This is a genomic window from Heyndrickxia sp. MSNUG, assembly GCF_049532715.1.
In the GTDB taxonomy this organism is placed as follows: Bacteria; Bacillota; Bacilli; order Bacillales; family Cytobacillaceae; genus Mesobacillus.
Genome location: NZ_CP150978.1, coordinates 4,051,549 through 4,075,329, shown reverse-complemented (window position 1 = coordinate 4,075,329; position 23,781 = coordinate 4,051,549). Strand labels below are relative to the sequence as shown.

At 40.9% G+C, this 23,781-nt stretch carries 39 protein-coding genes; 37 read left to right on the top strand and 2 right to left on the bottom strand.

What is annotated here, in order from left to right; all coding sequences use genetic code 11:
- The first annotated feature begins 12 nt into the window (after nucleotides 1-12).
- The 6 genes from AABM38_RS20585 (at nucleotide 13) to AABM38_RS20560 (ending at nucleotide 2,092) form a co-directional block, all read left to right on the top strand.
- Complete coding sequence (locus AABM38_RS20585; RefSeq protein WP_423410813.1) at nucleotides 13-507, top strand: ERCC4 domain-containing protein; 495 nt, start codon at nucleotides 13-15, stop codon at nucleotides 505-507.
- A 30-nt stretch (nucleotides 508-537) separates the two neighbouring features.
- Nucleotides 538-717 (top strand): hypothetical protein, encoded by a 180-nt coding sequence (locus tag AABM38_RS20580; RefSeq protein WP_423408044.1) that lies wholly within the window; start codon nucleotides 538-540, stop codon nucleotides 715-717.
- A 43-nt stretch (nucleotides 718-760) separates the two neighbouring features.
- Nucleotides 761-1,165 (top strand): hypothetical protein, encoded by a 405-nt coding sequence (locus AABM38_RS20575; protein ID WP_423408043.1) that lies wholly within the window; start codon nucleotides 761-763, stop codon nucleotides 1,163-1,165.
- Between the two features lie 19 nt (nucleotides 1,166-1,184).
- Entirely contained in the window at nucleotides 1,185-1,361 is a 177-nt protein-coding gene (locus tag AABM38_RS20570; RefSeq protein ID WP_423408042.1) for a hypothetical protein, read from the top strand.
- Complete coding sequence (locus AABM38_RS20565) at nucleotides 1,342-1,530, top strand: hypothetical protein (protein WP_423408041.1); 189 nt, start codon at nucleotides 1,342-1,344, stop codon at nucleotides 1,528-1,530. The genes AABM38_RS20570 and AABM38_RS20565 overlap by 20 nt, the downstream gene beginning before the upstream one ends.
- Before the next feature lie 295 nt (nucleotides 1,531-1,825).
- On the top strand, nucleotides 1,826-2,092 hold the full coding sequence (locus tag AABM38_RS20560; protein ID WP_423408040.1) for a hypothetical protein: 267 nt from the start codon (nucleotides 1,826-1,828) through the stop codon (nucleotides 2,090-2,092).
- A 13-nt stretch (nucleotides 2,093-2,105) separates the two neighbouring features.
- Here the strand turns inward: AABM38_RS20560 and AABM38_RS20555 are convergent, their stop codons facing one another.
- Nucleotides 2,106-2,288 (bottom strand): hypothetical protein, encoded by a 183-nt coding sequence (locus AABM38_RS20555; protein ID WP_423408039.1) that lies wholly within the window; start codon nucleotides 2,286-2,288, stop codon nucleotides 2,106-2,108.
- Nucleotides 2,289-2,388: 100 nt separating this feature from the next.
- Between AABM38_RS20555 and AABM38_RS20550 the strand changes: the two genes are divergently transcribed.
- The 25 genes from AABM38_RS20550 (at nucleotide 2,389) to AABM38_RS20430 (ending at nucleotide 18,987) form a co-directional block, all read left to right on the top strand.
- Nucleotides 2,389-2,781, top strand: a complete 393-nt coding sequence (locus AABM38_RS20550) for a hypothetical protein (protein WP_423408038.1) — start codon at nucleotides 2,389-2,391, stop codon at nucleotides 2,779-2,781.
- A complete protein-coding gene (locus AABM38_RS20545; RefSeq protein WP_423408037.1) occupies nucleotides 2,778-3,452 on the top strand; it encodes a sigma-70 family RNA polymerase sigma factor in 675 nt (224 codons plus the stop codon). The genes AABM38_RS20550 and AABM38_RS20545 overlap by 4 nt, the downstream gene beginning before the upstream one ends.
- Before the next feature lie 3 nt (nucleotides 3,453-3,455).
- A complete protein-coding gene (locus AABM38_RS20540; RefSeq protein ID WP_423408036.1) occupies nucleotides 3,456-3,746 on the top strand; it encodes a MazG nucleotide pyrophosphohydrolase domain-containing protein in 291 nt (96 codons plus the stop codon).
- Between the two features lies 1 nt (nucleotide 3,747).
- A complete protein-coding gene (locus AABM38_RS20535) occupies nucleotides 3,748-3,885 on the top strand; it encodes a hypothetical protein (protein WP_423408035.1) in 138 nt (45 codons plus the stop codon).
- 41 nt (nucleotides 3,886-3,926) lie between these two features.
- Nucleotides 3,927-4,091 carry a hypothetical protein gene (locus AABM38_RS20530; protein WP_423408034.1) on the top strand — a complete coding sequence of 55 codons (165 nt, stop codon included), beginning with the start codon at nucleotides 3,927-3,929 and terminating at the stop codon, nucleotides 4,089-4,091.
- Nucleotides 4,092-4,122: 31 nt separating this feature from the next.
- The gene (locus tag AABM38_RS20525; protein WP_423408033.1) at nucleotides 4,123-4,308 is read left to right on the top strand and encodes a DUF3797 domain-containing protein; all 186 of its coding nucleotides are present in this window, start codon (nucleotides 4,123-4,125) and stop codon (nucleotides 4,306-4,308) included.
- 91 nt (nucleotides 4,309-4,399) lie between these two features.
- Nucleotides 4,400-4,900, top strand: coding sequence for a sigma factor-like helix-turn-helix DNA-binding protein (locus AABM38_RS20520; RefSeq protein ID WP_423408032.1), 501 nt, complete (start codon nucleotides 4,400-4,402; stop codon nucleotides 4,898-4,900).
- A 194-nt stretch (nucleotides 4,901-5,094) separates the two neighbouring features.
- Nucleotides 5,095-5,412, top strand: a complete 318-nt coding sequence (locus AABM38_RS20515) for an HNH endonuclease (RefSeq protein ID WP_423408031.1) — start codon at nucleotides 5,095-5,097, stop codon at nucleotides 5,410-5,412.
- A 94-nt stretch (nucleotides 5,413-5,506) separates the two neighbouring features.
- Entirely contained in the window at nucleotides 5,507-5,878 is a 372-nt protein-coding gene (locus tag AABM38_RS20510) for a hypothetical protein (protein ID WP_423408030.1), read from the top strand.
- Entirely contained in the window at nucleotides 5,875-7,560 is a 1,686-nt protein-coding gene (locus AABM38_RS20505; RefSeq protein WP_423408029.1) for a terminase large subunit, read from the top strand. Before AABM38_RS20510 ends, AABM38_RS20505 begins: the two co-directional genes overlap by 4 nt.
- Nucleotides 7,561-7,574: 14 nt before the next feature.
- Nucleotides 7,575-8,738, top strand: a complete 1,164-nt coding sequence (locus AABM38_RS20500) for a phage portal protein (RefSeq protein WP_423408028.1) — start codon at nucleotides 7,575-7,577, stop codon at nucleotides 8,736-8,738.
- A 15-nt stretch (nucleotides 8,739-8,753) separates the two neighbouring features.
- A complete protein-coding gene (locus tag AABM38_RS20495; protein ID WP_423408027.1) occupies nucleotides 8,754-9,479 on the top strand; it encodes a head maturation protease, ClpP-related in 726 nt (241 codons plus the stop codon).
- Nucleotides 9,472-10,713, top strand: a complete 1,242-nt coding sequence (locus AABM38_RS20490; RefSeq protein ID WP_423408026.1) for a phage major capsid protein — start codon at nucleotides 9,472-9,474, stop codon at nucleotides 10,711-10,713. Before AABM38_RS20495 ends, AABM38_RS20490 begins: the two co-directional genes overlap by 8 nt.
- A 26-nt stretch (nucleotides 10,714-10,739) precedes the next feature.
- The gene (locus AABM38_RS20485; RefSeq protein ID WP_423408025.1) at nucleotides 10,740-10,916 is read left to right on the top strand and encodes a hypothetical protein; all 177 of its coding nucleotides are present in this window, start codon (nucleotides 10,740-10,742) and stop codon (nucleotides 10,914-10,916) included.
- 2 nt (nucleotides 10,917-10,918) lie between these two features.
- On the top strand, nucleotides 10,919-11,194 hold the full coding sequence (locus tag AABM38_RS20480; protein WP_423408024.1) for a head-tail connector protein: 276 nt from the start codon (nucleotides 10,919-10,921) through the stop codon (nucleotides 11,192-11,194).
- The gene (locus tag AABM38_RS20475) at nucleotides 11,178-11,492 is read left to right on the top strand and encodes a phage head closure protein (protein WP_423408023.1); all 315 of its coding nucleotides are present in this window, start codon (nucleotides 11,178-11,180) and stop codon (nucleotides 11,490-11,492) included. The genes AABM38_RS20480 and AABM38_RS20475 overlap by 17 nt, the downstream gene beginning before the upstream one ends.
- A 3-nt stretch (nucleotides 11,493-11,495) precedes the next feature.
- Nucleotides 11,496-11,945: an HK97-gp10 family putative phage morphogenesis protein gene (locus tag AABM38_RS20470; RefSeq protein WP_423408022.1), complete on the top strand. Its 450-nt coding sequence runs from the start codon at nucleotides 11,496-11,498 to the stop codon at nucleotides 11,943-11,945.
- Nucleotides 11,929-12,291 (top strand): hypothetical protein, encoded by a 363-nt coding sequence (locus tag AABM38_RS20465; protein WP_423408021.1) that lies wholly within the window; start codon nucleotides 11,929-11,931, stop codon nucleotides 12,289-12,291. The genes AABM38_RS20470 and AABM38_RS20465 overlap by 17 nt, the downstream gene beginning before the upstream one ends.
- A gap of 8 nt (nucleotides 12,292-12,299) precedes the next feature.
- Nucleotides 12,300-12,890, top strand: a complete 591-nt coding sequence (locus AABM38_RS20460) for a hypothetical protein (RefSeq protein ID WP_423408020.1) — start codon at nucleotides 12,300-12,302, stop codon at nucleotides 12,888-12,890.
- Nucleotides 12,890-13,195 (top strand): hypothetical protein, encoded by a 306-nt coding sequence (locus tag AABM38_RS20455; RefSeq protein ID WP_423408019.1) that lies wholly within the window; start codon nucleotides 12,890-12,892, stop codon nucleotides 13,193-13,195. Before AABM38_RS20460 ends, AABM38_RS20455 begins: the two co-directional genes overlap by 1 nt.
- Before the next feature lie 80 nt (nucleotides 13,196-13,275).
- Complete coding sequence (locus AABM38_RS20450) at nucleotides 13,276-13,476, top strand: hypothetical protein (protein WP_423408018.1); 201 nt, start codon at nucleotides 13,276-13,278, stop codon at nucleotides 13,474-13,476.
- A gap of 11 nt (nucleotides 13,477-13,487) precedes the next feature.
- A complete protein-coding gene (locus AABM38_RS20445) occupies nucleotides 13,488-15,326 on the top strand; it encodes a phage tail protein (RefSeq protein ID WP_423408017.1) in 1,839 nt (612 codons plus the stop codon).
- 4 nt (nucleotides 15,327-15,330) lie between these two features.
- Nucleotides 15,331-17,277 carry a hypothetical protein gene (locus AABM38_RS20440; protein ID WP_423408016.1) on the top strand — a complete coding sequence of 649 codons (1,947 nt, stop codon included), beginning with the start codon at nucleotides 15,331-15,333 and terminating at the stop codon, nucleotides 17,275-17,277.
- Nucleotides 17,278-17,308: 31 nt separating this feature from the next.
- Entirely contained in the window at nucleotides 17,309-17,668 is a 360-nt protein-coding gene (locus AABM38_RS20435; RefSeq protein WP_423408015.1) for a hypothetical protein, read from the top strand.
- Nucleotides 17,668-18,987 (top strand): SGNH/GDSL hydrolase family protein, encoded by a 1,320-nt coding sequence (locus tag AABM38_RS20430; RefSeq protein WP_423408014.1) that lies wholly within the window; start codon nucleotides 17,668-17,670, stop codon nucleotides 18,985-18,987. The genes AABM38_RS20435 and AABM38_RS20430 overlap by 1 nt, the downstream gene beginning before the upstream one ends.
- Here the strand turns inward: AABM38_RS20430 and AABM38_RS20425 are convergent, their stop codons facing one another.
- Nucleotides 18,988-19,188: a hypothetical protein gene (locus AABM38_RS20425; RefSeq protein WP_423408013.1), complete on the bottom strand. Its 201-nt coding sequence runs from the start codon at nucleotides 19,186-19,188 to the stop codon at nucleotides 18,988-18,990.
- A gap of 145 nt (nucleotides 19,189-19,333) precedes the next feature.
- On the opposite strand from AABM38_RS20425, the gene AABM38_RS20420 reads away from it, so the two are divergent.
- The 6 genes from AABM38_RS20420 to AABM38_RS20395 are packed head-to-tail and all read left to right on the top strand — an operon-like array spanning nucleotide 19,334 to nucleotide 23,777.
- Nucleotides 19,334-20,524: a hypothetical protein gene (locus tag AABM38_RS20420; protein ID WP_423408012.1), complete on the top strand. Its 1,191-nt coding sequence runs from the start codon at nucleotides 19,334-19,336 to the stop codon at nucleotides 20,522-20,524.
- A 53-nt stretch (nucleotides 20,525-20,577) separates the two neighbouring features.
- Complete coding sequence (locus AABM38_RS20415; RefSeq protein ID WP_423408011.1) at nucleotides 20,578-20,994, top strand: hypothetical protein; 417 nt, start codon at nucleotides 20,578-20,580, stop codon at nucleotides 20,992-20,994.
- Nucleotides 20,995-21,007: 13 nt separating this feature from the next.
- A complete protein-coding gene (locus tag AABM38_RS20410; RefSeq protein ID WP_423408010.1) occupies nucleotides 21,008-21,274 on the top strand; it encodes a phage holin in 267 nt (88 codons plus the stop codon).
- A gap of 11 nt (nucleotides 21,275-21,285) precedes the next feature.
- Nucleotides 21,286-21,996, top strand: a complete 711-nt coding sequence (locus tag AABM38_RS20405; RefSeq protein ID WP_423408009.1) for an N-acetylmuramoyl-L-alanine amidase — start codon at nucleotides 21,286-21,288, stop codon at nucleotides 21,994-21,996.
- An 11-nt stretch (nucleotides 21,997-22,007) separates the two neighbouring features.
- Nucleotides 22,008-22,403 carry a hypothetical protein gene (locus AABM38_RS20400; RefSeq protein ID WP_423408008.1) on the top strand — a complete coding sequence of 132 codons (396 nt, stop codon included), beginning with the start codon at nucleotides 22,008-22,010 and terminating at the stop codon, nucleotides 22,401-22,403.
- A gap of 3 nt (nucleotides 22,404-22,406) precedes the next feature.
- Nucleotides 22,407-23,777, top strand: coding sequence for a hypothetical protein (locus AABM38_RS20395; RefSeq protein WP_423408007.1), 1,371 nt, complete (start codon nucleotides 22,407-22,409; stop codon nucleotides 23,775-23,777).
- Nucleotides 23,778-23,781 lie beyond the last annotated feature (4 nt).

The following is a 23,781-nucleotide window of genomic DNA, read 5'->3' as shown; positions in this document are numbered from 1 at the left end:
ACAGATACGGAAATGAAAAAGATACTGTCCACACTCACCATCACTGTGGACACCAGGGAGCAAAAGAACCAACATGTGCTGGATTACTTCAGAAAGAAAGATGTTCCATTTAAACTCCAGACGATGAAAACCGCTGACTACTCAGCGATGATTCCGAAAAATGAAGAATTGGGCATAACTCGGGATCTATACCTTGCTGCTTTAGTCGAAAGGAAAAACGGAGTAGATGAATTGGTTGAATCGATTAAGGATAGAAGCCGGTTCGAGAATGAACTGATCCGAGCGTCACAACATCCATTCGTCTTGATTGTGGAGGATTTGGAAGGCTACGAGAAGATATTGAAAGGCAAATACAGGAGCAAGTACAAGCCTGAGTCATTACTGGGGAGCTTGAAAACATTTGAAGCCAGATATAACTTTTCGACTGTTTTTATTGCTCCACACTTAACAGGGAATTTCGTATACCACCACATGCTGTACTATGCGAGGGAGTTTTTGAAGCATTGACTAAATTGCGCAACAAAGGAGGAAGTTCAAATGTATAAAAGATATACGGTTATTTCAGAAGATTCTTTTTACCATTCAATGACAGGAAAATTAATCGAAGAGTTCCCAAAGACTTATTTACTTGAGTTTTTCAGAGATTCCAATAAGTTAGGTGGATTACAGAGAGTCATGTTTTTTAAATACCAAGTCAAGTACGATGGAGAATATTAATAGTGAACAATTCATAAAAAACTCCAATCAAGGAGGCTAAAAAGTGGATGACCTATTCTCAGATATCGAACAAGCCACGATGATGTTACGCACAATCATCACTCAAGCGCCAAAGCTGCTGGAAGATAATTCGGAAGAAATCACCTTGCTGGAAAAAGAAATCATGGACATTGAACATGTGCTGGAGCTTAAACCATTCAGTGCAGCTAAGGGTTATCAATACGCAAAAGAGATAAGGGAAGCCAGGAAACGCAGAAGGCTGTTGAAAGACCAAAATGAACTGCTCAAGCCTCTTGTGGAAGTAATAAGGCGGCCAAAGATAACAGAGAACGAATTGAATAAGGCGATCGGTGAAATCAGACGGTGTAAAAGATTGCATGAAAACAGGACATACAAAATGCGGGTCAGAGAGGATCTGCAAGGGGAGTTGAGTGTGGATCATGGTTAAAACTTATGCAGAGTTGTGTTTGGAAAATCAGCGGTTACGTGAACAGGTCAAGGAATTGAAGAAGTCGAACCGGTTGCAGCTGCTCATGGAAATCTCACAGGAAAATATTGAGCTTGAAGAAGTCGTGAAGTCTCAGAATGTGTGGATTGCTTATCTGGAAGCGAGGTTGAAGCGAAATGTCCGGTCAACATTTTAAAGAAACACTGGAAATCGTATGCAAGACTACAAAAAGCACAAAAAAGCATATGGGCGATTTGATGGGAGTCACTGATATGACCATTTGCCACTGGCAAAGGAATGGAGTGCCTAAAAGAATGTCACCTTATGTCATGAGTGTGTTGCGAACTGAGTTGATTGGGAGATGATCTACGAAGTTGAGCGGAACAGTGAAATCATCCATGTGAAGAAGTGTATTCACTGTCTCAAACATAAGCGTGTGGAGGCATTTTACAAGAACGTAAATAGGTGCAGAGGATGCCTTGCGAAGTATAGGAGACAGTTTAGGGCGAAAGTTAAGGCTAATGGTTGACTCATGTAGCGAAGGAGTGACAATGTGAAAAAACGCCTTAGAAAGAAATTAGCCAAATGTTGTGAATGTGGTAAAAAGGTTAATTTAAAAGGTTATTACGGAGTGGTTGGTAAGTATTATTTTTGTGAGGATTGTATGAATCAAGATTATTAGCTGATACACAATCCGAAGATACACCTCAAAAGGGAGAAGTGATGAATATGGCAATCTTATTCGCAGCTGCCATGGCTGAACAGAAAAAGCAATTCATCATCGAGAGATTGAACAAAAGGAATATATTTCGGACAGAAACAGGAAAAAGTCTCCAGGAATGTGACTATGATGAGCTCAAATATTTGTTAGTGCTTTCGGAATTTAAGGAAATTGATATAGCGGCTGATGCCAATGGCTGGTTTTGACTCATGTAGTTCATTAATAACAATCTTTAAATTTTTCATCAATGATTTCAGGAAACTCATTAACACATAGCATTTGCAGGGCATAAGAAACAACACTGTTTCTTGTTATTTCAGAGTCATTGAAGTTGATAACCATACGGTCTAATGTATCAATTACTGATACGGGAATTTCTACTGTAATTTTAATGGTTGTCATAAGTACACTTCCTTAATGTGAATATAAATAAGTTTTTCCAAGTCTTAATCAAATAATACTATGTTGAACAATCCGTAGATACACGTTAGGAGGTAAACAAATGATCCCATATATGCAGAAAGGCGATTTAACCGCATTGCATGGCAGAAGACGAAACGCTATTTGTGGCTGCAAAAAACAATGCAGGGCGTTTTATACGTTTATCAATGAAGATCAGGACACAGATTTTATTTTATGTGCAGAGGATGCAAAGGCGTTTTCATTTGAGATTTTGGATAGTTTGGGGTTATTGCAGAATCATCAGTATGTAAAAGGTGTTTGGAGCGTTGATGATGAGCATTTGATAAAAAGATATATCAAAGAGAATAAGCGGTATGATGAACGCGGCCATTTGCAAAAAGGAACGATCCGGGAATTGTCAGAGATATTAGGCAAAACATACAAGCAAGTTAAGGGCAAAATCTACACAATGCGGAGGGCAGGGAAGTTATGAACTGGGAATCAGCAACAGAAAAACAATTGTGGATGATTATAGCCGATGATTGGCATGTGCCGGAACACCTTCTCGAAGGATTGGCAGTTGAAGCATTAAACAGAAACCTGTTCGACCATTTGATTAAACATCTGATTAACAAGAAATTTGACCGATGGGATCACGAACGCATATACAACTTTTATGACCTGTATCAAATCGGCTACATTGGCATAGTGAAGGCAATCAAGAATTATAAGCCAGGGAAAGGGAGTTTCAAAACTTTCTGCTATATGAATATCAAATCAGAATTTAGTCATCATATCGAAAAAGTCAATTCTGAAAAGAGGAAAGTATATGAGGATCTTGTGTCTATCGATAAGAACCGTCATGAGGATGTGGACGAGACATTCCTCGATTACTTAATCGATGAAACACAAAATCCCGAAAAGGTAACAATCAATAAATTAACATGGTCAGAGAATTTCGGCAAACTATCTGAAACTGAAAAAGAAGTTGTCGAGTTGTTTTCCGAAGGATATAGCTTTAACGAGATTGCGAGATTAAAAGGATACTCAGGGGCGGCTTTCATCAGCAGACTCTTCCACAGAGGGGCAGAGAAGATGAATCCTCATTATGTGAAGCAGAGTTTGAAGGATATGGGATTAATGACAAGGACTAAGGGGGCTTAATCGATGATTAATCAATTATGCAAAGAAGCATTTAATACAGCTAAATCAAAAGGGTGGCACGATGAACCGAGGGAAACAGGAACCATGCTCGCATTAATCCACAGTGAGGTAAGCGAAGCACTTGAAGCGGATCGCAAGGGTGATGAAGAAAACCTTGTGGAAGAACTAGCCGATGTGTGCATTCGAGTGTTCGACTTTTGCGGGATGAACGAATATGACCTGGAACATGCAATCTTAAAGAAAATGGAGTTCAACAAGTATCGACCTCATAGGCATGGCGGGAAAAGGTACTAGCATGAGAAGAAACATCCAGCGTGATTGGGTGATGCTGGTATATGAAGATGCCAAGGGACTGGCAACATGTGTGTATGAGCCTCTGAGAAGGAAAGAGATTGCTGTCAAGTTGAAGCGGGGATGGAAGAAGATTGGGTGATGAACAAAAGACTCATGTAGTTCAGCAAAGGAGGAAAGAAAATGAGGAAAGTATCTATCGAAGAAAAGATAGTTGCACAAGCAAAAAACATCTCTTTAATTTTAGCAAGCGATTCACCAGTTGAGATGAAAATTATGATGTTGGAGACGCAAAAAGACTACCTCAATGAGTATTTACAAAGTGTAATTAACAGTCTCAAATATTGACTCATGTAGTTCAGCAAAGGAGAGTTTGAAAATGAATTTAATTAAATCACTTGCACTTATGGAAAAGTACGGCACTTGTCCTGCTTGTGGAAATGGCAATGTAGCCAATGGAGAGGGAAAACTCATTGTCGAGGATGATTATTTTTACAGGTCTTGTAAATGCGGTTGGGAAGTAAAAACAGATGAAGATGGTAAGTTGTACCCTACTCCTTACTGAACAATACGAAGAAATACTGCATTAGCCTTATCAATCTAACAATCTATAAATTAGCCATATCAATCTAACCACCTTTAAGGGGGAGGTCGAATTGCAAGACCTAATCGAAGAATACAGACAGGCATTCAAAAGCATTCGCCTTCTCCAGCAATCTGCATCTGTGGAAGATAAGAAACTGCTCGGGGGCATGGCATCAGACTTAGCCTATGCCCTTGAGTGGATGCAGACAGGGAGAAGGCCGGGGAATAAGCGGGGGATAGAGAGAAGGGCGGCGTATCAAAGGGAACGCTCATTTGATCCGTTGCTCATGCAGAAATACTTCCGATGCTCTGATGATGTGTATGAATGGGATAGGACACCAAAGGAAGATACGTTAAGCGCAGTGGATAAGGAATTGATTGAAGATGCCATGTGTACGCTGACCGAAAGGGAGAAAGAAATATACTTAATGTCCAGAGGATATTCCATTCCATACTCCAAGATAGCTTACTTCCTTAACGTTTCGGAAAGCACTATAAAGAATACAATCGCCAAAGCAGAGAAGAAGATAGCTGATCGTGTAGCATCGAGCCTATTCCATTATTGTGGATAGGCTTTTTTACATAGACCCTTTGCCACCTATATAGTGAGAATAACTATGACTTATAGTTTTATATACTACTAGCGAGGTGGGGCAGATGAAGAAATGCCAAAGCTGTATCTGGGCAGTGAAGGAAGATGGCAGAGTAATCTTCTGTCCTTTTGCAAATTGTGTACAGAATAAGATGCCGACAAAGGTGAGCAAGGATGGCTAAACCCTGGGCGAAACCTTTTTATAATTCATCAGCCTGGAAGAAGTGCAGAGCATCATATATCAAGAAAGTATTCGGTATCTGTGAACACTGTGGGGAACCAGGTTATATCCTTGACCATATCGAGGAGCTAACACCTGAGAACATAACTGATCCAGACATTACATTGAACCATGAGAACCTTCAGTATTTGTGTTTGAAGTGTCACAACACTAAAACGTTTGAAAAGTATAGCCGAGTTCGAGAAGGATTTGGTTTTGATGAAGAAGGTAACTTAATCCAAGTCCCCCTGGTCTCGACACGAAAATGGTGAAGATATAAGACCGATGGGCAAGGTTCGTGTAACTCACAGGTCATTTTGCGTGACCCCCTACCCCAAAATTAACCATCGCAAGGAGGTGTTTTTTATGGCGAAAAAGAAAGAGTTAACCAAAGATGATCGTGTTAAGCGGGAAATAAACCGACTTAAAAAGATTTATAAGGATTTGCCGAAAGATACCTTGATGGTTGTGGAGGGGTTAATTGTTGAGGCTGCAGACCTAAGGATACGACTTGAGGATATTCGTAAAGACCTTGATGAAAATGGATATGATGAAATGTTTTCACAGTCTGAGAGTCAGGATCCATACGAAAGGGAACGCCCTCAGGCTAGAAGATACATTTCGATGAATAAAAACTATCAAAGTATCATGAAGCAACTGGGCGATTACATTCCTAAGCCGGATAATAAACCAAAGGAAAAAGATGATGGGTTTGACTCATTTGTGAATGACAGATGATCCGGTATCCCATTTCTCATAATCCAATTCTTGAATACTGGAACAAAATTGACTCTGGTGAGGAAATTGTCAGCATAAAAGTAAAAGCTGTGTATGCTGAACTAGCCAGGCTCTTAAATGATTCATCAAGTGTTTGGGAATACAACGCTAAACGAGCGAATCATGCTATTGAGTTTGTAGAAAACTTCTGCAAGCACTCAAAAGGTAAGATGGGCGGTAAGCCTTTTATCCTTGAGCTTTGGCAAAAAGCAATGACAGCGGCCTTATTCGGATTCGTTCATAAGATTGATCAGACTCGCAAATATCGCGAGTTTATTTTAATTGTGGCACGTAAAAACGGGAAGTCAGCGTGGGGTTCTGCGGTAGCTCTTTATATGTTGGCTGCTGATGGTGAACCAGGTCCAGAAATCGTTTCAGCTGCTACGAAAAAAGACCAGGCGAAGATCATTTGGCTTGAAGCGAAGAGGATGGTTAAAAAGTCACCTGCTTTAAGAAAGAGGATCCGTACTCTTGTGGCTGAATTAGTAGCAGATTTTAACGATGGTTCTTTCAAACCATTAAGCTCTGACTCTAATACACTCGATGGTCTTAACCCACATGCCAGCTTAATAGATGAACTTCACGCCATTGAGGATAAAAACCTTTATGACGTTATCATCGATGGTATGTCAGCGCGTGAACAGCCAATTTCCATCATCACGACAACAGCGGGAACCGTCCGAGAAGGCATCTTTGATATTAAGTATGAAGAAGCTGAGAAAATCATTAATGGTTACGGTGATCCGAACGGTTACAAGGATGAAAGGGTACTGCCAATCATCTACGAGCTGGACAAGCGTGAGGAATGGACAGATGAAACCTGTTGGAAGAAGGCTAATCCAGGCTTAGGTTCGATTAAGTCGAGAGACGAATTGAAGCGTAAAGTCGAGAAGGCGAAAGAGAATCCAATGTTAGTAAAGAACCTGCTAACCAAGGATTTTAATATCCGGGATACTTCCACAGAAGCGTGGCTGACATTTGAACAGGCTAATAATCCGGTCACATTTGACATTGAAAAGCTTAAACCACGCTATGCTATTGGAGGCGTTGACTTAGCAAGTAGTGTTGACTTAACTGCAGCTTGTGTACTGTTTCAGGTACCAAATGATGAAACAATCTATGCAAAGCATATGTACTGGCTGCCAGAGGATTTACTGGACCAACGGACAAAAGAGGATAAAATTCCTTATGACTTGTGGATGGAAGCCGGGTGGTTGAAAACCACTCCAGGAAATAAGGTTCACCATAAATTTGTGACTGAATGGTTCAGAGAATTACGTGAAGAATTAGATATTTACGTACCTTGGGTTGGATACGATAACTGGTCTGCACCATATTGGGTTGAGGAAATGCAGGGTGAACTTGGAAAGGAAGCAATGGTACCTGTTATCCAGGGGAAGAAAACACTCTCTGCACCTATGAAACTTCTTGGTGCGGATCTAAGCGCGAAGAGAATCAACTATGGTAATAATCCTATTACTAAATGGTGTTTGACTAATACATCGATTGAGGTTGATAAGAACAACAATATCCAGCCATCAAAAGGGAAGAATCAAAGGCGAAGAATTGACGGTCTTGCAGCCATGCTCGATGCCTATGTCGTATTTACCGACAAACAGGAAGATTACAGGAACATGATTTAAGGGAGGTGAGGCGATTGGGATTATTCGATAGGTTTAAGCCGAAGAATCAAGCTGTGACCGTTTCTTCTTACAAGATGGTGACGGATGAAGGCGGAGGGTTCTATGCTTGGAATGGCAATCTGTATTTTTCCGATATTGTCAGGTCAGCAATCCGACCAAAGGCAAGGGCAATCGGGAAGGCGGTAGCAAAGCATATTCGCAAAAGCGACCTAAAAGGCAAAATGGAAACTAAGGTAAATCCAGATGTATACATGAAATTCTTACTGGAAGAACCGAATCCTTACATGACTGGCCAGCAGATGCAGGAGAAGCTTGCAACGCAACTTGAGCTTAACCACAATGCTTTTGCTTATATCAATCGGGATAAAAATGGCTATGCTACAGAAATCTATCCTATTACTTCAATGTATTGCGAAGCCGTTAAGAATGGAAATGGGGAACTTTTCTTACGGTTCACCATGCGAAACGGTAAGACTTTCACATTCCGTTATACAGATATTATCCATCTGAGAAAAGATTATAACGAGAATGAAATTTTTGGCGATAGTCCTGCAGAAGTGCTCGCTCCATTAATGGAAATCGTGAACACGACAGACCAGGGTATCGTAAAGGCCATTAAAAACTCAAATATTATCAAATGGCTGCTTAAATTCAATCAAACCATCAGGCCAGAGGATTTGAAAAAGGCTACAAAGCAATTTGTGGACGATTACCTCAATATCGAAAGCGATACTGTTGGAGCGGCTGCACACGATAGCAAATTTGATGCAAAGCAAGTAGAGCCTAAGGATTATGTACCGAATGAACATCAGATGGATAAAACGGTGCAGAGGATTTACTCCTTCTTCAATACAAACGATGACATTGTTCAATCCAGTTACGATGAAAACAAGTGGATCAGTTACTATGAAGCAGTTATCGAACCTGACATCATCCAGTTAAGCAACGAATTTACAAGGAAGTTGTTCTCTAGGCGCGAGCGCGGGCATGGAAACATTATTGTTTTCGAGTCAAGCAATCTATCATTTGCGTCAATGACAACGAAATTGAATTTGGTGAACTTTGTGGATAGGGGTATTCTTTCTCCTAATGAAGTCAGGGCAGTTCTGAACATGGCTCCTGTAGAGGGTGGCGATGAAATGATTCGCAGACTTGATACAAGGCCCACTACGGAGTAAAGGAGGTGAGAATGTGTGGCTAAAGTGATGATTAAAGGTGATATCATTTCCAATGATGAGCAATGGATATATGACTTTTTTGAAATTGAAGCAACTAGTCCGAAGAAAGTCTTTGCCCAAATAGAACAAGCAAATGGTCAAGATTTGGATGTGGAAATAAACTCTCCAGGCGGCAGTGTATTTGCTGGTTCAGAAATTTACACTGCATTAAAAGAGTACTCAGGGTACGTTACTACGAAAATTGTTGGTCTTGCTGCAAGTGCGGCTTCTGTAGCTGCTATGGCCGGTGATAAAGTTTTAATGACACCAACAGGACAAATGATGATTCATAATGCCAGTGTTCGAGCCTCTGGAGACTACAGAGATATGGACCATACCTCCATGATTCTAAAAAACGTAAATCAAACAATTGCTAATGCTTATAAGTTGAAGAGCGGTAAGTCTGATGAAGAGTTACTTAGAATGATGGATGATGAAACATGGTTTACTCCACAACAGGCATTAGAAAATGGTCTTATAGACGAAATAATGTTTGAAAACAAGGCTCCTAAGATTGTGGCGAGTGTAGAATTTTCACAAATGTTACCTGAACAAGTAATCAATAAAATCAGAAACATGAAAAATTTATTCAATCCGGCTGATCCATCTAGTATGGAAAATCAGGCGGATATTTTAATGCGCGAAAAACTGAATGCGCAGATAAAATTACTCAAATTAAAAGGGGGAAACACAGGTGAATAAAAAGCAATATGAAGAAATGCGAAATGAATTATTGACTGCTGCAGAATTATTGATTGCTGAAGGGAAGTTTGAAGATTCCCAAGCGAAAATGAAGGAAGTTGAAACTCTGGACAACCAGTGGGAAGAAACAAAGCTTGCAAATGCGAATCTTGCAGCACTAAAAGACAAAACAAAGGCAACGGATCTTGAAAACAAGTCCGTATCTGTAGAGGGGGCAACATTAGTGGATGAAATGGTAAAGGTTCAACCAAAAAACGAAGCAACAATTTATGAGGCTGCATGGGCAAAGAACATGATGGGACAGAAGCTTTCTGCAGAAGAAAGTGAAATCTTTGAAAAAGTAAATGCGGAGTTCAACAACGCTTACACTCACGACACTGGAAACACAAGCATACTAATCCCAACAACTGTGGCTGCTGGTATCTGGTCACGCGCTGAGGAAATGTATCCTCTTTTCGCTGATGTGAAAAAGTTCAATGTTAAAGGCAAACTTGCTATGAAGAAGCATGTTTCTATCGATGCTGGAGATGCTGCATGGTACACAGAAGGCACTGACACTGCTGACGAGCAAAATACATTCGGTGAAATCGTTCTTGATGGTCACGAACTATCAAAGGCGGTCACAGTATCTTGGAAGCTAAAGGCTATGGCTGTGGCTGACTTCATCCCTTACATCATCAATGAACTGGGAGAGCGTGTTGGGGTAGCACTTGGTGTTGCTGTCGCTCGCGGAACTGGTACTAACCAACCACGCGGAGTTGAAACTGCGCTTCTTGCTGAAGCTGGCACTCCTCAGGTTGTCACTTATGATCCTGACAATGCAACTACTCCTGTTGAATTGAGCTACGGTGCAATCACTGATGCAATCGGACGCATTCACTCATCTTACCTTGCTGGTGCTGCAATTTATGCAAGCAACGGTACAATCTGGGGAGAACTTGCGAACCTAATGGATGGAAATGGCAGACCATTATTCGTTCCGGATGTAACTGCTGGCGGGGTTGGTCGTATGTTCGGTATGGTTGTAAAACCGGATGCTGGATTATCTGCTGGCTCAATCCTAATCGGTAATGCAAACAAAGGCTACATCTTCAACACTAATGAACCATTCTCTGTAGTGACTGAGGATCATGCTAAAGCTCGTACAACTGACTACGTTGCTTATGCAGTAGTTGATGGCGATGTCATGGACGAAAAGGCGTTCGCATTAATTCGTAATGTACCAAACGCTTAATAATATAACACCGGGAGGGATAAACAATGCCTAAAGTAAAAGTCTTGAAGGAATTTGTAGACAAGGAATCAGGGGTTTATTACGCTCCTGGTTCTGATTTTGACGGTGCACAAAAACGAGTGAAGGAATTAGGTGAACTTGAATTTGTAGAACCGGCTGCTGAGAAAAAGCAGGAGAAAAAGTCATCGAAAGATGGTGAATAACCATGCTGGAAGATGTGAAAAAGGCTCTTAGGGTTACTAATTCAGCCTTTGATACTGAAATATCCGATCTAATTGACGCGGCCAAGCTTGATTTACGCTTGGCTGGCGTTTATTTTGTAGATGAAAACATCGATGCTCTAATCAGAAGAGCAATTATCACATATTGCAAGGCTTACTTCGGCTATGACAACAAAGAAGCTGAACGATTCGAGGCTTCATACGTGATGCTAAAACAGCATTTAAGTTTGGCTGGTGATTATCATGCCCCGTTGGTCTGATATCGTTTATTTTGACACTGCATCAACAGAAACCGAAAATGAATATGGCGATATTATCATTACTCCTGGAGAACGGAGAGAAGTATTCGCCAATAAAAAGTCTGTGCGACAAACTGAGTTTTATCAGGCACAGGCTAATGGATTAAGACCTGAATTAATGTTTGAAATTCGGTCAATCGAATATGCCAATGAGTCAAGTCTCACTTATAACGATAAAACCTACAGCATCATTCGTGTGTATGAGAACAATAGCGAAATAACCGAGCTTGTTTGCTCTGGCATCGTGAATGGGGTGTAACCTATGCCAATGCCTAGAAGTGTTACCAGGGTAACTAGGGACGGAATCACATACGTTTCCAATGTGGACCGAGCGCAATACACACTACGGGAATTAATGCGAGCTGCATTGCGTGACATTGCTAAATTGTTAAGAAAACGAATGCTTCAAAAAGCCAGGACAATGCCCGGTATGAAAAGAGGGAAACGTATTCCGAACGCATTTCAGTATTGGAACAGGCGAAGGGAAGCGGATCTACAAATAGGTGTCAAGCATTCAACATGGTACGGCACTGAGCAAGAGTTAGGAACGAGCAATCAGCCTAAAAGGTCAATCATTCGATCAACAGTCTATGACAATATAGCAGATATACGAATCATTGCCGGTAAGTATATCAAAGAAATCGAGAACGAAAACAGAGCTATGGGATTAATAAACGAAGAGGAGGATGTTGGCGATGATGCTGGAAATTAGAAAACTATTACACTCAAAGCTCAAAGCCATTCATCCTCGCGTTTATTTCCTCAGAGCACCAGAAACAGCGGTATTTCCTTATCTCGTTTACTCATTTGAACTTACTAATTTAGAATATGGTTTGAACCTTCTCACTCTTGATGTGGACGGATGGGATAATGCAGCCGATACAACAGCACTCGAAGCGATGATGGATAGTGTTCATTCAAGCTTTAAAGAGGCAAATATTGTATCGGACAAATTATATGTTCACTTCCACACTGACAGAAGGCTGGCACTTACTGATGATGATCCTGCATTAAACCGAAGAACAAATATATATCTTGGAAGATTATTTGAAAGGTAGGGATTTAAATGCCATTACAAACAACAGGCTACACATCCAACTCACCTCTGCATTATTTACTTGATGCTGGAGCTATTTATAAAAACGTAGTTTATGATGAACTTACAGGTGATTTCACAGGGGATTTGCTTGGAGCGACAAGCGGAGGGAATGAATTTTCACTCGCCCAGGAAACACGCACAATCGAGGTAGACGGACTTAAAGGAAGCGGTAAAGGGAATACAGTCATCGACTCTGAATCTCCTGAATTAGTGGTTAATCTGAAAGAATTGACAGCTGCCAATCTAGCTCTTGCGATTGCTGGAGGTGTGGTGGACACCTCTGATACTAACTACGACATTATCACGACAAAAGGTAAAATCGAGCTAACTGATTACCTAGACAATATTGCTTTTGTTGGCCGAATCAGCGGATCAAGTGACCCGATTGTTATTGTTATCGACAATGCTCTATCTGTGGAAGGCTTATCCATCTCTACAAAGGATAAAGACGAAGCTGTCGTGCCAGTTCGCTTTCGTGGACACTACGGAGCAGACAATGTAGAGCTAGGCAGCGCGCCATTTAGGATTTACATGCCGAAGGTGACGGTGACTCCTTAATGCGTAACCTTAAATTAAAGGATGCCTTTGCAGTATCCCGTATTCTTAAAAAAATGCACATTCGGGCTGATGTAAAAGACGGGATGACCCAAGAACAACTTGGTGCGGATCTCGTCTTTAAATTTGTGGAAAATATCGGTGAAGCAGAGGAAGAAGTTCTTGCTCTCCTTGCAGATTTAAAAGGCATGAAGCCTGATGAATTAGCCGAAGCGGATTTTGAGGAATTAACCAATCTGATTGAGGAATTTAAAAACCTTAAAGGGTTGCAAAGTTTTTTTCAGCAAGTTGGCAAATTGATGAAGTAGAACAACTTGATCTTATTTATACACGCTACAATGCCCCAGACAGCGTTCTAAACCTTCCCTATGACTATGGCATGGAATTGTTGACAAAAGCTGTTGAGAAGGAAACAGAACGCTATGCCTGGGAACTGTGGCTTACCTTTGACGGCAATGCGAAAGCGGAAACACCATACAATAAATTCTTGCAAAAGATTAAAGAGCCAAAAAGGATAAAGAACAATCGATCAGATCAAGAAGTGATTCAAGATGCCGAGAGCATATTGAAAATGATGAAGCGTACTTAGGTGCGCTTTTTTTGTTTATTTCCTTCACGAAAGAAGGTGAATTTATGGAGTTATTTAAGTTATTCGGAACCATTGCTTTGCATGATGGTGAGGCTAGGCAAGGTCTTGAAAATATTGATCGTCAAGGACAAAACACCGGTAATTCAGTAATGAACACCTTCAAAAAGGTTGGCGGTGTATTAGCTGCGGCCTTTGCGGTTGAAAAAGTAGCAGCATTTGGAAAGGCGGCCATCGAGTCTGCAGCAAGTGCCCAGGCATTACAAGCACAGTTTGAACAGGTATTCGGAGCTGATGCTGGAGAAGCAAGAGGTGTTATAGAAAACTTAGGAAAAGATTTCGGAATGTTACCAAATCGTATCAAGCCAGCAATGACTCAAATGACTTCAATGTTTAAGGGCTTAGGGTTAGAAACAGGAGAAGCAATGGACATGGCTTCAAGTGCAGTTACTATGACAGCCGATGCAGCTGCCTTCTACGACAAATCTTTTGAAGATGCGAATAGTGCACTTAACTCATTCATTAAAGGTAACTATGAGGGCGGTGAAGCAATTGGTCTTTTCGGCTCTGAAACACAAATCTCAGCATGGGCATCAAAAGAGCTTGGTGTCCAGTGGAAAGGTTTGGACGAAGCCGGAAAACAGATTGCTCGTTTGGAATATGCAAAAGCTATGCAAGAATCAGCGGGTGCAACTGGACAAGCTGCCAGGGAATCAAACTCGCTAGAAAACCAATTAGGCAACTTGAAACAAGCTTGGGAGGACATTAAGGCTAAGTTTGGTGCGCCTATTCTTGAACCGGCTGTAAATGGATTGAAATTATTAGCTGAAAAAATAGCGGGTTTTGATACTGCACCAATTACAAACGGTATTCAGAAAGTTGTCGATGTTGGCAAAGTTATGGTCGGCTACTTCAAAGAATATATCTTGCCTATATTCACTCAATTTTTCGACTGGATTCAGGCAAACATGCCAACAATTCGAGCGACTGCCGAAAAAGTATTCAACGGTATCAAAGAATACGCAAAGTTTTTGTGGCAGTTTTATAAAGAAAACCTTCTCCCTATCCTAACGGACTTATACAACTGGATACAGGGTCATATGCCAACGATTAGAGCAACAGCAGAAACAGCATTTAACAAAATTACCGAAGTGGTTCGTAATGCTTGGGCATTCTTTAAAGACAATTTACTGCCAATCCTAGTTTCCGTTTATGGTTGGGTACAAGCGAACATGCCACAGATTAAAAGTATCATAGAAACAACTTTCCGAGTCATAAAAAACGTGGTAGAGATTGCCTGGGGCATCTTTGAAAATCTACTCCTTCCAGCGCTAAAAGCATTGTGGAAATGGATAGAGCCACACATGCCGGAAATCAAAAAAGCAGTCAAAGAAAACATGGATAAGGTTGTCGAAACCATTCAAACGGTGGTTGATATCTTTGAAGCTGTAACAGATGCAATTAAAACTGCAATCGATTGGCTTGGCAGTTGGAATGATAAACCAGCTAAAAAGAAAACAGTGGAAGTCGAGGAAAGAAGGACAACTGGCGGCATAGCTGGTGGTGTTCCTAATCACTATGTTGGCACAAGCAACTTCCGAGGCGGTGCAACGTGGGTAGGTGAACATGGTCCCGAACTGGTTAGCCTTCCAAAAGGTACGAAGATTCATTCGGCTAACGACTCTAGGGATATGGTTGGCAGTGGAAGCTCTATCGGCAATGTCTATGTGTCAATATCAGCGAAAGATGTAATGGAGTTTAACAATCTCGTGGACTGGATGAACAAAATGCCACAAATTGCTCGAAAGCATGGAGAAAAATTGCCGAATTACATGCTAGCAGCAAGGGGGTGAGTAAGTGTATTTTTGGGATAAATACCAATCCAGTTATTATTCGTATGATGTAACCACGTATACGAATAATGGTTTTGGACCTTGGAGCGGAACATCAACTAAAAGCAGTGAAAACCCTTCATATGGATATCCTGGTTACGGCTTTGATTCCAGCAGCGGTTTTTACACCACCGGAAGTTATCAAGCGTTTTATACAAGTGCTACCTTATACCGTGGTGGCGGTACTAGTTTAGAACAAGTCAATATTTACGATGCTGTTGGCGGCGTTGCAAATTATCAAACTAGAACAGCAACGGCTACGGCATCCACATCGACTTATTCAGGTTATCAACAAGGTTCATACATTGAAACCATTACAGCGGCAAAAGATGCATATGTTAACAATGCCCGCAACAGTGATGGATATTGGTATGTAAGACGATTGCCTGTACCTCCTGTGTTGACCTATCCAAACGGAGGGGAAGCAATCACAGGCCTGCAGACTATCACATGGAGCGGTCAACCGAACTTCACATATGAAATCCAGCTAACCACGGATAATGGTTCGACCTGGAAAACGATTGTGGCGAATACAGCAATCGGGGCTTCATCCTATGAACATAACTTTACGAATGAAAATCAATCTTCTCTTGCTAAGATTAGAATCCGGGCGAATGACTCAGGGACATATAGTATATATGATATTTCAGACGGAGTATTCACCATTCAACACAACTTGCCACCAATAGCACCAACAAAACTCTCACCTAAAGGAACGGTCATTGACAGGACTAAGGTAAGACGATTCAGCTGGCAGCATAACGATCCAAACACGAATGACACTCAAAGTTCTGCGGTACTTGAATGGAAAACAAAAGGCGGATCAACTTGGAACACCATAAACGTTTCTGGAAATAGCGAATTTTATGATGTATCGGCAAACATTTTTCCTGTTGGCGAAAACGTGTGGAGAGTCAAAACTTATGATCAGGCGGGGCTTGTAAGTCCTGTATCAGAAGAAGCTATTTTCACTGCAGCTGAACCTTCAGATGCTCCAGTCATTGTTTCTCCATCCACACTTGTGCCCATTGCAAGACCTACCGTTCAATGGTCCAGCGGTACACAAACATCCTATCAGATTGTTATAGATGATGTATTAGGTGCGAATGTGTGGGATTCAGGAGAAGTGATAAGCGGCAACAAAGCGAGAACCATCGATGTTGACCTCCTTAATGGTGGCCAATATGTCTTAAAGGTTCGAATTAAAAACGGTGCCGGATTGTGGACGGAAAATGCCATATTGCAGATGACCGTCTCCTATACTCCACCAGCAAAACCAGAATTAGAACTATTTCCTTCTGAAGGTTCCATTATTATGTCAATCGGAAACCCGACACCGACTGGTACTCAGCCTGTAGTCACTGGAAATGATATTTACAAGCGAATCGACGGTGAATGGGTGAAAATTGCTGAAGGTGTACTCGCCCAATACAGGGATTTAGCTGTCGCAAGCGGTAAAATGTACGAGTATTATATCCGGGCCAATGGTGAGAATACGACATTCAGTGATAGTGACATTGAAACGTTGTCTATTACCTTTAAAGGAGTATGGCTACATGATGTAACCTATCCAGAAGGCACCGTTTATCAATTTAAATACGATGGTGGAGGAAGATCTTCTCAGTGGGAAGTCGAATCATCTGTTATGCGCTTTAAAGGTAGAAAATATCCGGTTATTGAAACAAGTGAAATGCAAGATGATAGCGTGTCTTTCCAACTTGCATTGCTTACACAGGAAGAAACAGAAACCCTAAAAAAAATCGTGTATGCAAGGAATATTCTTTGCTATCGAGACGGCCGTGGAAGATTAATCTATGGTATGATCACAAGATTTCCACTGAATGATGAAACATGGCGCGGTCAAACGACTAGCCTTGAAATTATGAGAGTTGATTTTAAAGAGGGCGTATAATCGCTCTCTTTTATTTTGGGAGGGAAATCGTATGCCTTACAACGATAAGAAAATTATACGAGATGTAGACAGATGGCCGATACCTCAATATTTTAATGAAATTACAAACCAGTATGAACCTATTAAGGGCAGAGATGGAGCTAATAGCTTTATACAACTCGGTACGATTGCTCAAGAAGCATGGGAAGGCAGCTCAAACATCACTAAGACATTTCCAGGTAATCGGTTTGGTTTTTCCATTATGAATGATGGAACGGCAGACCTGACATTCACGATTAACGGCAATACCAGGACTGTAAAACCAGGTGAAGGATATAACGCCTTATTCCCAGCTTTCACATCCGTCACTATCGCTGCTTCTAGTGCGTATCGTGCGGAGGTGTTGGAGTAATGCCGTGGTTAAGAAACAATCCGGATTTAACGAATGACCCTCGATATTTAGAGCCGAGAATTACCGAACTTACTGAAGATTTGGCGGAAAAAGTGTCGTTGGAAGATGTGAAGACAAATGTAGGATTTGCAGATATAAACAAGAACCTAAGTCAAATTGACGAAACAATGCTTTCGGATACATTAAAACAACAAATAGCAGGAACTACTCCTGTAAACGCCACCCCTGCAGATGAAGGAGTCACTACCAAAAAACTTGCTAACAAAGCTGTTTCTGAAGAAAAGACTGATTTTTTAGCACAAAATTATTTTGATAAATCAGCTGTTACAACTGGGGGTTATATCAATACAAATGGTGAGTTTGTTGCTAATCCCTATTTTGTTGCAAGTGATTTCATACCTTGTGGGGTCAATGAAGTATACAAGAATTACATCGATGGAAATATTGTTTGCTATTATGATGCTAATAAGGCATTTTTAACTTCCAATTTATCAACAGGCGGCTTAATTACTGTACCGAATGATTCACGCATAACTTTCCTAAGATTCTCACCGGACGCTTCTCTTTTGGAAGGACAAATGTTAACCAAAGGAACCTATACCCATTCGAAATATATCCCTTTTGGTTTATGGTTTACAAAATCCGTCAGAGATATTGAGGATTTAAAGAAAAATACAACAAGTATTTCGAAATGGGCAGGTAAAGTTTGGAATGCTTTGGGTGACAGTATTACTGAGAAGAATGGTACAACTGTGAAAAATTATCACGATTACATCAAAGATAAAATTAATTGTACTGTAAATAATTACGGCATAAGCGGAACGGGGTATAGGACACCTTCAGCATCTGGGGGTACAAACGCATTTCATCAACGGTTGAACACTTTAAACCCAAACGCTGACTTAATCACTGTGTTTGGAGGAACAAACGACTGGGGAGATGTTGGGATTCCTTTCAATATGGGGAGTTTCGGAGATACTGATCCAACCACTTCTTTTTATGGTGCAGTTGACTACGTTTTAAAGAATCTCATAAATATGTACCCGACAAAGACCATCGCGGTTTTTACTCCGCTTCCTCGACAATATGCTTGGGGAGTTCCCAATGCTGAGGGAGTAATGCTTGAGCAAGTAGCAGATGCTATTATCAAGGTAGCAAACAAATATAGTATACCCGTTCTGGATTTATATAGGGAATCAAATGCTTACGTGTGGAATTTGGATTATATTAGTTACGCTATGCCCGATGGAACCCACCCGAATGATAACGGACATAGAATGTTAGCTGATAAAATATTGGCATTCTTAAACTCTATATAATCATTCAACTTTTTTTCCTATTACTCGAAAACCGAAGAAATTTTTGCATCCGTTAGGGCAATACTCTTCATCAAGTTCATAGACCCAAATATCAAGACCGAATTCATAAGACCCTTTTACTCTCCATATGGCATTGCACTTTGGGCATTTAAGCGTATCTATATCTGGGTCTAGTGATTGAATGATTTTATTTTTTTTCATAAGTATCAACTCCTTCAAGGATAATATTACCATTGTCGGAAGGGAAGTAAATAAATTTTTTAATTATGCACAATCGGACGCAAATCTTCAGCAAGCACTCTCCTTATGAGGGTGCTTTTTATTTATCCAGAAATGGGGTGAGAACATGCAAATTTTAGCCCGTGACGGATTCTCTGAGGCTCAAGTTAAACTTGCGCTCCATTACCCACACAGGCGCATAGATTTTCGATATGAGCTGCTCGATAAGGAAGGTAATAAGAAAGCTGACCTTTTCAATGTCACGACTGCAGAAGTTTCACATAATGCATTGGCTACAATAAAACGGACAGCGCGCTTTACTTTAAAGGATATTGAGAGTATCGACTATCTCCAGGACAGAATTAGACCAATCGCGCGGATATTCATTCCACCAGGCAGGGTGTTCGCGAACTATTTCTCGTTCTATTCCCAACAGTTCGCTGCCTTGATCGAAGAAGCAAAGGAAGCCACAACAAGCGGGTGGGTGGAGTTTTACTTAGGCGAGTTTTTATTGTCATCACCAACACGAACAGAAGTAAATGGCCAGGTCATTCGTGATGTGGATGCATATGATGGTATAGTCATCCTAATAGATGATAAATTTGACAGTAATTACACAGTGGCAGCTGGCACCAATTATGTTCAGGCTGTCATCGACATTTTATCCAGTGCAGGTATCACGAAATACAACATTCCTGAAACAGATAAGGTGCTCGCAAAAGATATCGTATTCGAGTTAGGGAAGGAAAAATTATACGGTATCAACGAGCTTCTTCGGGGCATTAACTATGATTCAATCCATGTTGATGTAAACGGGTATTTTACTTCTGCTTATTATAAGAGCCCTGAAGATCGAGCTAGTGAGTACGAATACTTTACTGATTCAATTTCCGTTACTTTTGGTGGTTACTCAGAGAATTTGGACAGTTTTGAGCTCTACAATAAATGGGTGGTCAAGGTTGATAGGGGAGAAGATCCTCCTTTGGAATCCGTGTACACAAACACTAACCCTGAAAGTGTTTTGTCCACAGTCAATCGAGGACGTAACATTGTGGAAGTCCGGGAACTTAGAGACATTGCGGATCAGGCAACTCTTGATTCTTATGTGGAAAGAATCGCTTATGAATCGACGCAAGCATTCGGTAAAGTCACATTTGAGACTGGAATTATGCCAATGCACGATTATTTCGATGTGTTCAATGTATATTTTGATGATCTTGGTGTGTCTGGAAAGTATTCAGAAACGAGTTGGACAATGCCTCTTGCTGTGGGCGGGAAGATGAAACATGAAATAAGAAGGACTGAAATACTGGTCTAAGGACTGATATTCAGTCCTCTTTTTTTGGGTAAATAGAGAGAGGGGGAAGTGAATTGGAGGAAAAAGACATGCTCAATAGTCATGAAGTAATCATAAATGAAAACATTTTGCCCCGACTGAAAGCGGTGGAAGATGTGACGGTAGCGGTTCAACAGGAAATGGCGAATTTGAAAAATGATTTATTGGGTGTTCAAAAAGGTCAAAAAGAACTCGAAGTAACTCTTCTTAAAGAGGGTCAACTTAACCGTCAAATTATGACCGAAAATAAAGAACTGACCAACAAGCTATTAACCCATGTTCTTGCTAAAGATGAAAAAGAAACACAAGCTGAAATTGACGAAAGAAAAGCAGAGAACCAATCTAAAATTGAAACAAGAAAAGCCAAGTGGGAACTGATCGGGAAGATCTCTGTTACCCTTCTTAGCAGCGGAAGCATTATATATTTAATCTTTGAGGCAGTAACCAAATAGGAGGGTACACATTATGGTGAACTGGAAAGTGCGATTTAAAAATAAATTCTGGGTTGTGGCCTTTGTGTCACAGCTTTTTATTTTGGCTGAAATATTGCTGGTAGGAGCACATGAAGTTGGATTGACTGACTGGCAGCTTACAGAAGAAGTGAAAGGTTGGGTACTGGCATTAGTAAATGCAATCTGGGCAGTATTAGCCACACTAGGGGTCGTACAAGACCCGACAACTGAAGGCATGGAAGATAGTTCAATGGCGAAAAGGTACTCTGAACCACAATAGGAGGTAACATTATGAAAATCATGTTAGATGCAGGTCATGGCCTATTTACCCAGGGGAAACAATCACCTGATGGCATGAAAGAACATGAGTTTAACTCAGCGGTTGCAGCTTATGCAAAAGCCTTACTGGAGGGTTATGAAAATGTAACGGTTTATACAGCCCATGATCCAACAGGAAAGCTCGATGTTCCTCTTAACACGAGAACAGACAGAGCTAATCAACTTAATGTGGATGTATTTGTTTCTATCCATGCAAATGCATTCGGCAATGGTGGGTGGCATGACGCTTCAGGCATTGAAACATTTGTTTATAAAACAAAGCCTAAAGAAGCGTATGAGTTGGCGATCAAGATTCAGACTAATCTACTCAGAGCAAGCGGTCTGCCTAATCGTGGAGTGAAAACAGCCGACTTTCACGTTCTCAGGGAATCGCACATGACTGCGGTTCTTGCAGAGTGCGGATTCATGACCAATAAAACGGATTTGACTAAGCTGAAATCAGACAACTATCGAAGGGCAGTAGCAGAAGCCATTGTGGATGCACTGGCGGTTCAATATAGCTTGAAAAACAAACCTGCACATAAACCTATTCAGAAGTCCTCCACTCCATCAGGGAAACTGTATAAGGTGCAAGTAGGAGCATTTGCAGACGAGCGAAACGCAGAAGCCTTGCTGGATAAATTAAAAAAAGCTGGATTCAGTGGATTTATTAAAGCGGAATAGGGGGAGTTCAAATGTTGAAAATCTCTAAAAATGTAGGATTGACTGATATTGTTTCCACAGGTGACGGTTCAAATGCCATCAGCACACAGCATCCAATCACAGGAAGTACAGTGGAAATGAAATTATGGCTTTTCAACGATAATGCTGCTGAACGATTCGAGAACATCAACATAGACCCGACAGACAGCGTGAGTACCGATGAAAGCACATGGATTCAGCTTGCTCCTGATAATGCGGGTGTAGCTGGCACTTACCTATCAGGAGGTACGGCATTGACTATGGCGAATATATCAGACAGCAATGTGGGCAAGCCTTTCTGGGTGAAAATCACGACTCCATCTGTAGGCAGTGTGCAGAATAAAACGGATATTAAGCTAACTGTGAATTATCGTAAGTTTGCGGTGTAAGGTATGGCGAAATATCTGCAAATGGATGGTGTGGATGATTTCTTAAGAACATCGACAATAACGTTTAATAAAATGACTATTGATTATTTTATGGATAGTCCTCAACCACAATCAAGGTATGCCTTGCTAGATGTAAGAACAGGCGGAACAGGTATTTTTGACAGTGCTTATACTACAGGTGGAACTTATTTTACCGATGGGAAAACTTATGGAGGGATGTCTCAATTTCCGATAGGAGTAAGAAGACTGTTAGACGTAAATCTAGCAAGTCTGACCACTGATAATGCAAATGTTTTTTCGTGGAATGATGGAACAAAAAATACTAAAGGAAATATTTACTCAATAAAATTTTTCAATGGCTCTAATTTAGTCGCTCACTACGACATGTCAACAGGAACAGTCCAAGACCAATCAGGCAACGGAAACCACGCAACATTGACCGGCGGCACATGGCTTGACGATGGCACAGGCGGTACTCCTACTGGCACAGATGGCTCTGTTAGTGTGGACACTAAACAGGCTCTATATCAAGATGGAACAAATCCTTTTGATATTCGCAATATCCTGTATCAAGATGGCTCAACATCATCGGACACGAAACAAGTAGTATACCAAATTTCCTCCACATCCTTTGATATGCTTCAAGAAATATTCAACGATGGGCAAGTAGGTCAGACTCCTTTTGATATGCGTTTTCTATTGTACTCTGATGGCTCTGTTTTGCACGATAGCCGACAGGTGACGTATGAGTCAGGGATAAACGCTTTTGACTTAAAACAGGCGATATATGAATCAGGAGAGGGCAAGGGTGACATTCACCTTGTTCTCTTTGCTGATTCTTCCACACATTACGATTTGATTCAGTCTTTATATGAAAATGCAGCAGTCAATTTCGATACAAAGCAAATTTCCTTCAATCCTGACCAGCAGAAAATAGGCACTATCCGATTGCAAGGGAAGAGGGATTTATATGTCTACCTTGTCGCTAAACAGGAGTTATATGTGCCATTGAAAGCAAAAAGAGAATTAACTGTTTCATTGAAAGGTGGGATGAACATGACGATGCAGAATCAAAACTTCTCCATGAGTGCGGGGGATACAAAATATTTAACTTTCACGATTGACGGAGCGGATGACCTAACAGGGGTAACTATTAACTGGACAGCAAAGCCGAGGTCTTATTCCAGTGTGGAAAATGTCCTTTCTAAGTCGACAGGTGACGGAATAACTGTGGAAAATGGCGAAGTGAAAATTAAACTGGATCCAGATGATACGGAGCTATTAAGCGGCACGTATTATCACGAATGTCTGCTGGAGGACAATTTGCAAAACGTTTCAACGGTGTTCACTGGGTTAATGTCGGTGAATAAATAAAAAG

Excerpts from the sequence above, each read along its gene's own strand:
- AABM38_RS20545 (WP_423408037.1), top strand. The coding sequence starts at position 2,778 with ATGAACTGGGAATCAGCAACAGAAAAACAATTGTGGATGATTATAGCC.
- AABM38_RS20505 (WP_423408029.1), top strand. The coding sequence starts at position 5,875 with ATGATCCGGTATCCCATTTCTCATAATCCAATTCTTGAATACTGGAAC.
- AABM38_RS20485 (WP_423408025.1), top strand. The coding sequence starts at position 10,740 with ATGCCTAAAGTAAAAGTCTTGAAGGAATTTGTAGACAAGGAATCAGGG.
- AABM38_RS20540 (WP_423408036.1), top strand. The coding sequence starts at position 3,456 with ATGATTAATCAATTATGCAAAGAAGCATTTAATACAGCTAAATCAAAA.
- AABM38_RS20400 (WP_423408008.1), top strand. The coding sequence starts at position 22,008 with ATGTTGAAAATCTCTAAAAATGTAGGATTGACTGATATTGTTTCCACA.
- AABM38_RS20580 (WP_423408044.1), top strand. The coding sequence starts at position 538 with ATGTATAAAAGATATACGGTTATTTCAGAAGATTCTTTTTACCATTCA.
- AABM38_RS20555 (WP_423408039.1), bottom strand. The coding sequence starts at position 2,288 with ATGACAACCATTAAAATTACAGTAGAAATTCCCGTATCAGTAATTGAT.
- AABM38_RS20405 (WP_423408009.1), top strand. The coding sequence starts at position 21,286 with ATGAAAATCATGTTAGATGCAGGTCATGGCCTATTTACCCAGGGGAAA.
- AABM38_RS20420 (WP_423408012.1), top strand. The coding sequence starts at position 19,334 with ATGCAAATTTTAGCCCGTGACGGATTCTCTGAGGCTCAAGTTAAACTT.
- AABM38_RS20530 (WP_423408034.1), top strand. The coding sequence starts at position 3,927 with ATGAGGAAAGTATCTATCGAAGAAAAGATAGTTGCACAAGCAAAAAAC.
- AABM38_RS20585 (WP_423410813.1), top strand. The coding sequence starts at position 13 with ATGAAAAAGATACTGTCCACACTCACCATCACTGTGGACACCAGGGAG.
- AABM38_RS20395 (WP_423408007.1), top strand. The coding sequence starts at position 22,407 with ATGGCGAAATATCTGCAAATGGATGGTGTGGATGATTTCTTAAGAACA.
- AABM38_RS20435 (WP_423408015.1), top strand. The coding sequence starts at position 17,309 with ATGCCTTACAACGATAAGAAAATTATACGAGATGTAGACAGATGGCCG.
- AABM38_RS20535 (WP_423408035.1), top strand. The coding sequence starts at position 3,748 with ATGAGAAGAAACATCCAGCGTGATTGGGTGATGCTGGTATATGAAGAT.
- AABM38_RS20475 (WP_423408023.1), top strand. The coding sequence starts at position 11,178 with ATGCCCCGTTGGTCTGATATCGTTTATTTTGACACTGCATCAACAGAA.
- AABM38_RS20455 (WP_423408019.1), top strand. The coding sequence starts at position 12,890 with ATGCGTAACCTTAAATTAAAGGATGCCTTTGCAGTATCCCGTATTCTT.
- AABM38_RS20550 (WP_423408038.1), top strand. The coding sequence starts at position 2,389 with ATGATCCCATATATGCAGAAAGGCGATTTAACCGCATTGCATGGCAGA.
- AABM38_RS20565 (WP_423408041.1), top strand. The coding sequence starts at position 1,342 with ATGTCCGGTCAACATTTTAAAGAAACACTGGAAATCGTATGCAAGACT.
- AABM38_RS20525 (WP_423408033.1), top strand. The coding sequence starts at position 4,123 with ATGAATTTAATTAAATCACTTGCACTTATGGAAAAGTACGGCACTTGT.
- AABM38_RS20460 (WP_423408020.1), top strand. The coding sequence starts at position 12,300 with ATGCCATTACAAACAACAGGCTACACATCCAACTCACCTCTGCATTAT.
- AABM38_RS20465 (WP_423408021.1), top strand. The coding sequence starts at position 11,929 with ATGATGCTGGAAATTAGAAAACTATTACACTCAAAGCTCAAAGCCATT.
- AABM38_RS20470 (WP_423408022.1), top strand. The coding sequence starts at position 11,496 with ATGCCAATGCCTAGAAGTGTTACCAGGGTAACTAGGGACGGAATCACA.
- AABM38_RS20515 (WP_423408031.1), top strand. The coding sequence starts at position 5,095 with ATGGCTAAACCCTGGGCGAAACCTTTTTATAATTCATCAGCCTGGAAG.
- AABM38_RS20410 (WP_423408010.1), top strand. The coding sequence starts at position 21,008 with ATGGTGAACTGGAAAGTGCGATTTAAAAATAAATTCTGGGTTGTGGCC.
- AABM38_RS20480 (WP_423408024.1), top strand. The coding sequence starts at position 10,919 with ATGCTGGAAGATGTGAAAAAGGCTCTTAGGGTTACTAATTCAGCCTTT.
- AABM38_RS20425 (WP_423408013.1), bottom strand. The coding sequence starts at position 19,188 with ATGAAAAAAAATAAAATCATTCAATCACTAGACCCAGATATAGATACG.
- AABM38_RS20430 (WP_423408014.1), top strand. The coding sequence starts at position 17,668 with ATGCCGTGGTTAAGAAACAATCCGGATTTAACGAATGACCCTCGATAT.
- AABM38_RS20510 (WP_423408030.1), top strand. The coding sequence starts at position 5,507 with ATGGCGAAAAAGAAAGAGTTAACCAAAGATGATCGTGTTAAGCGGGAA.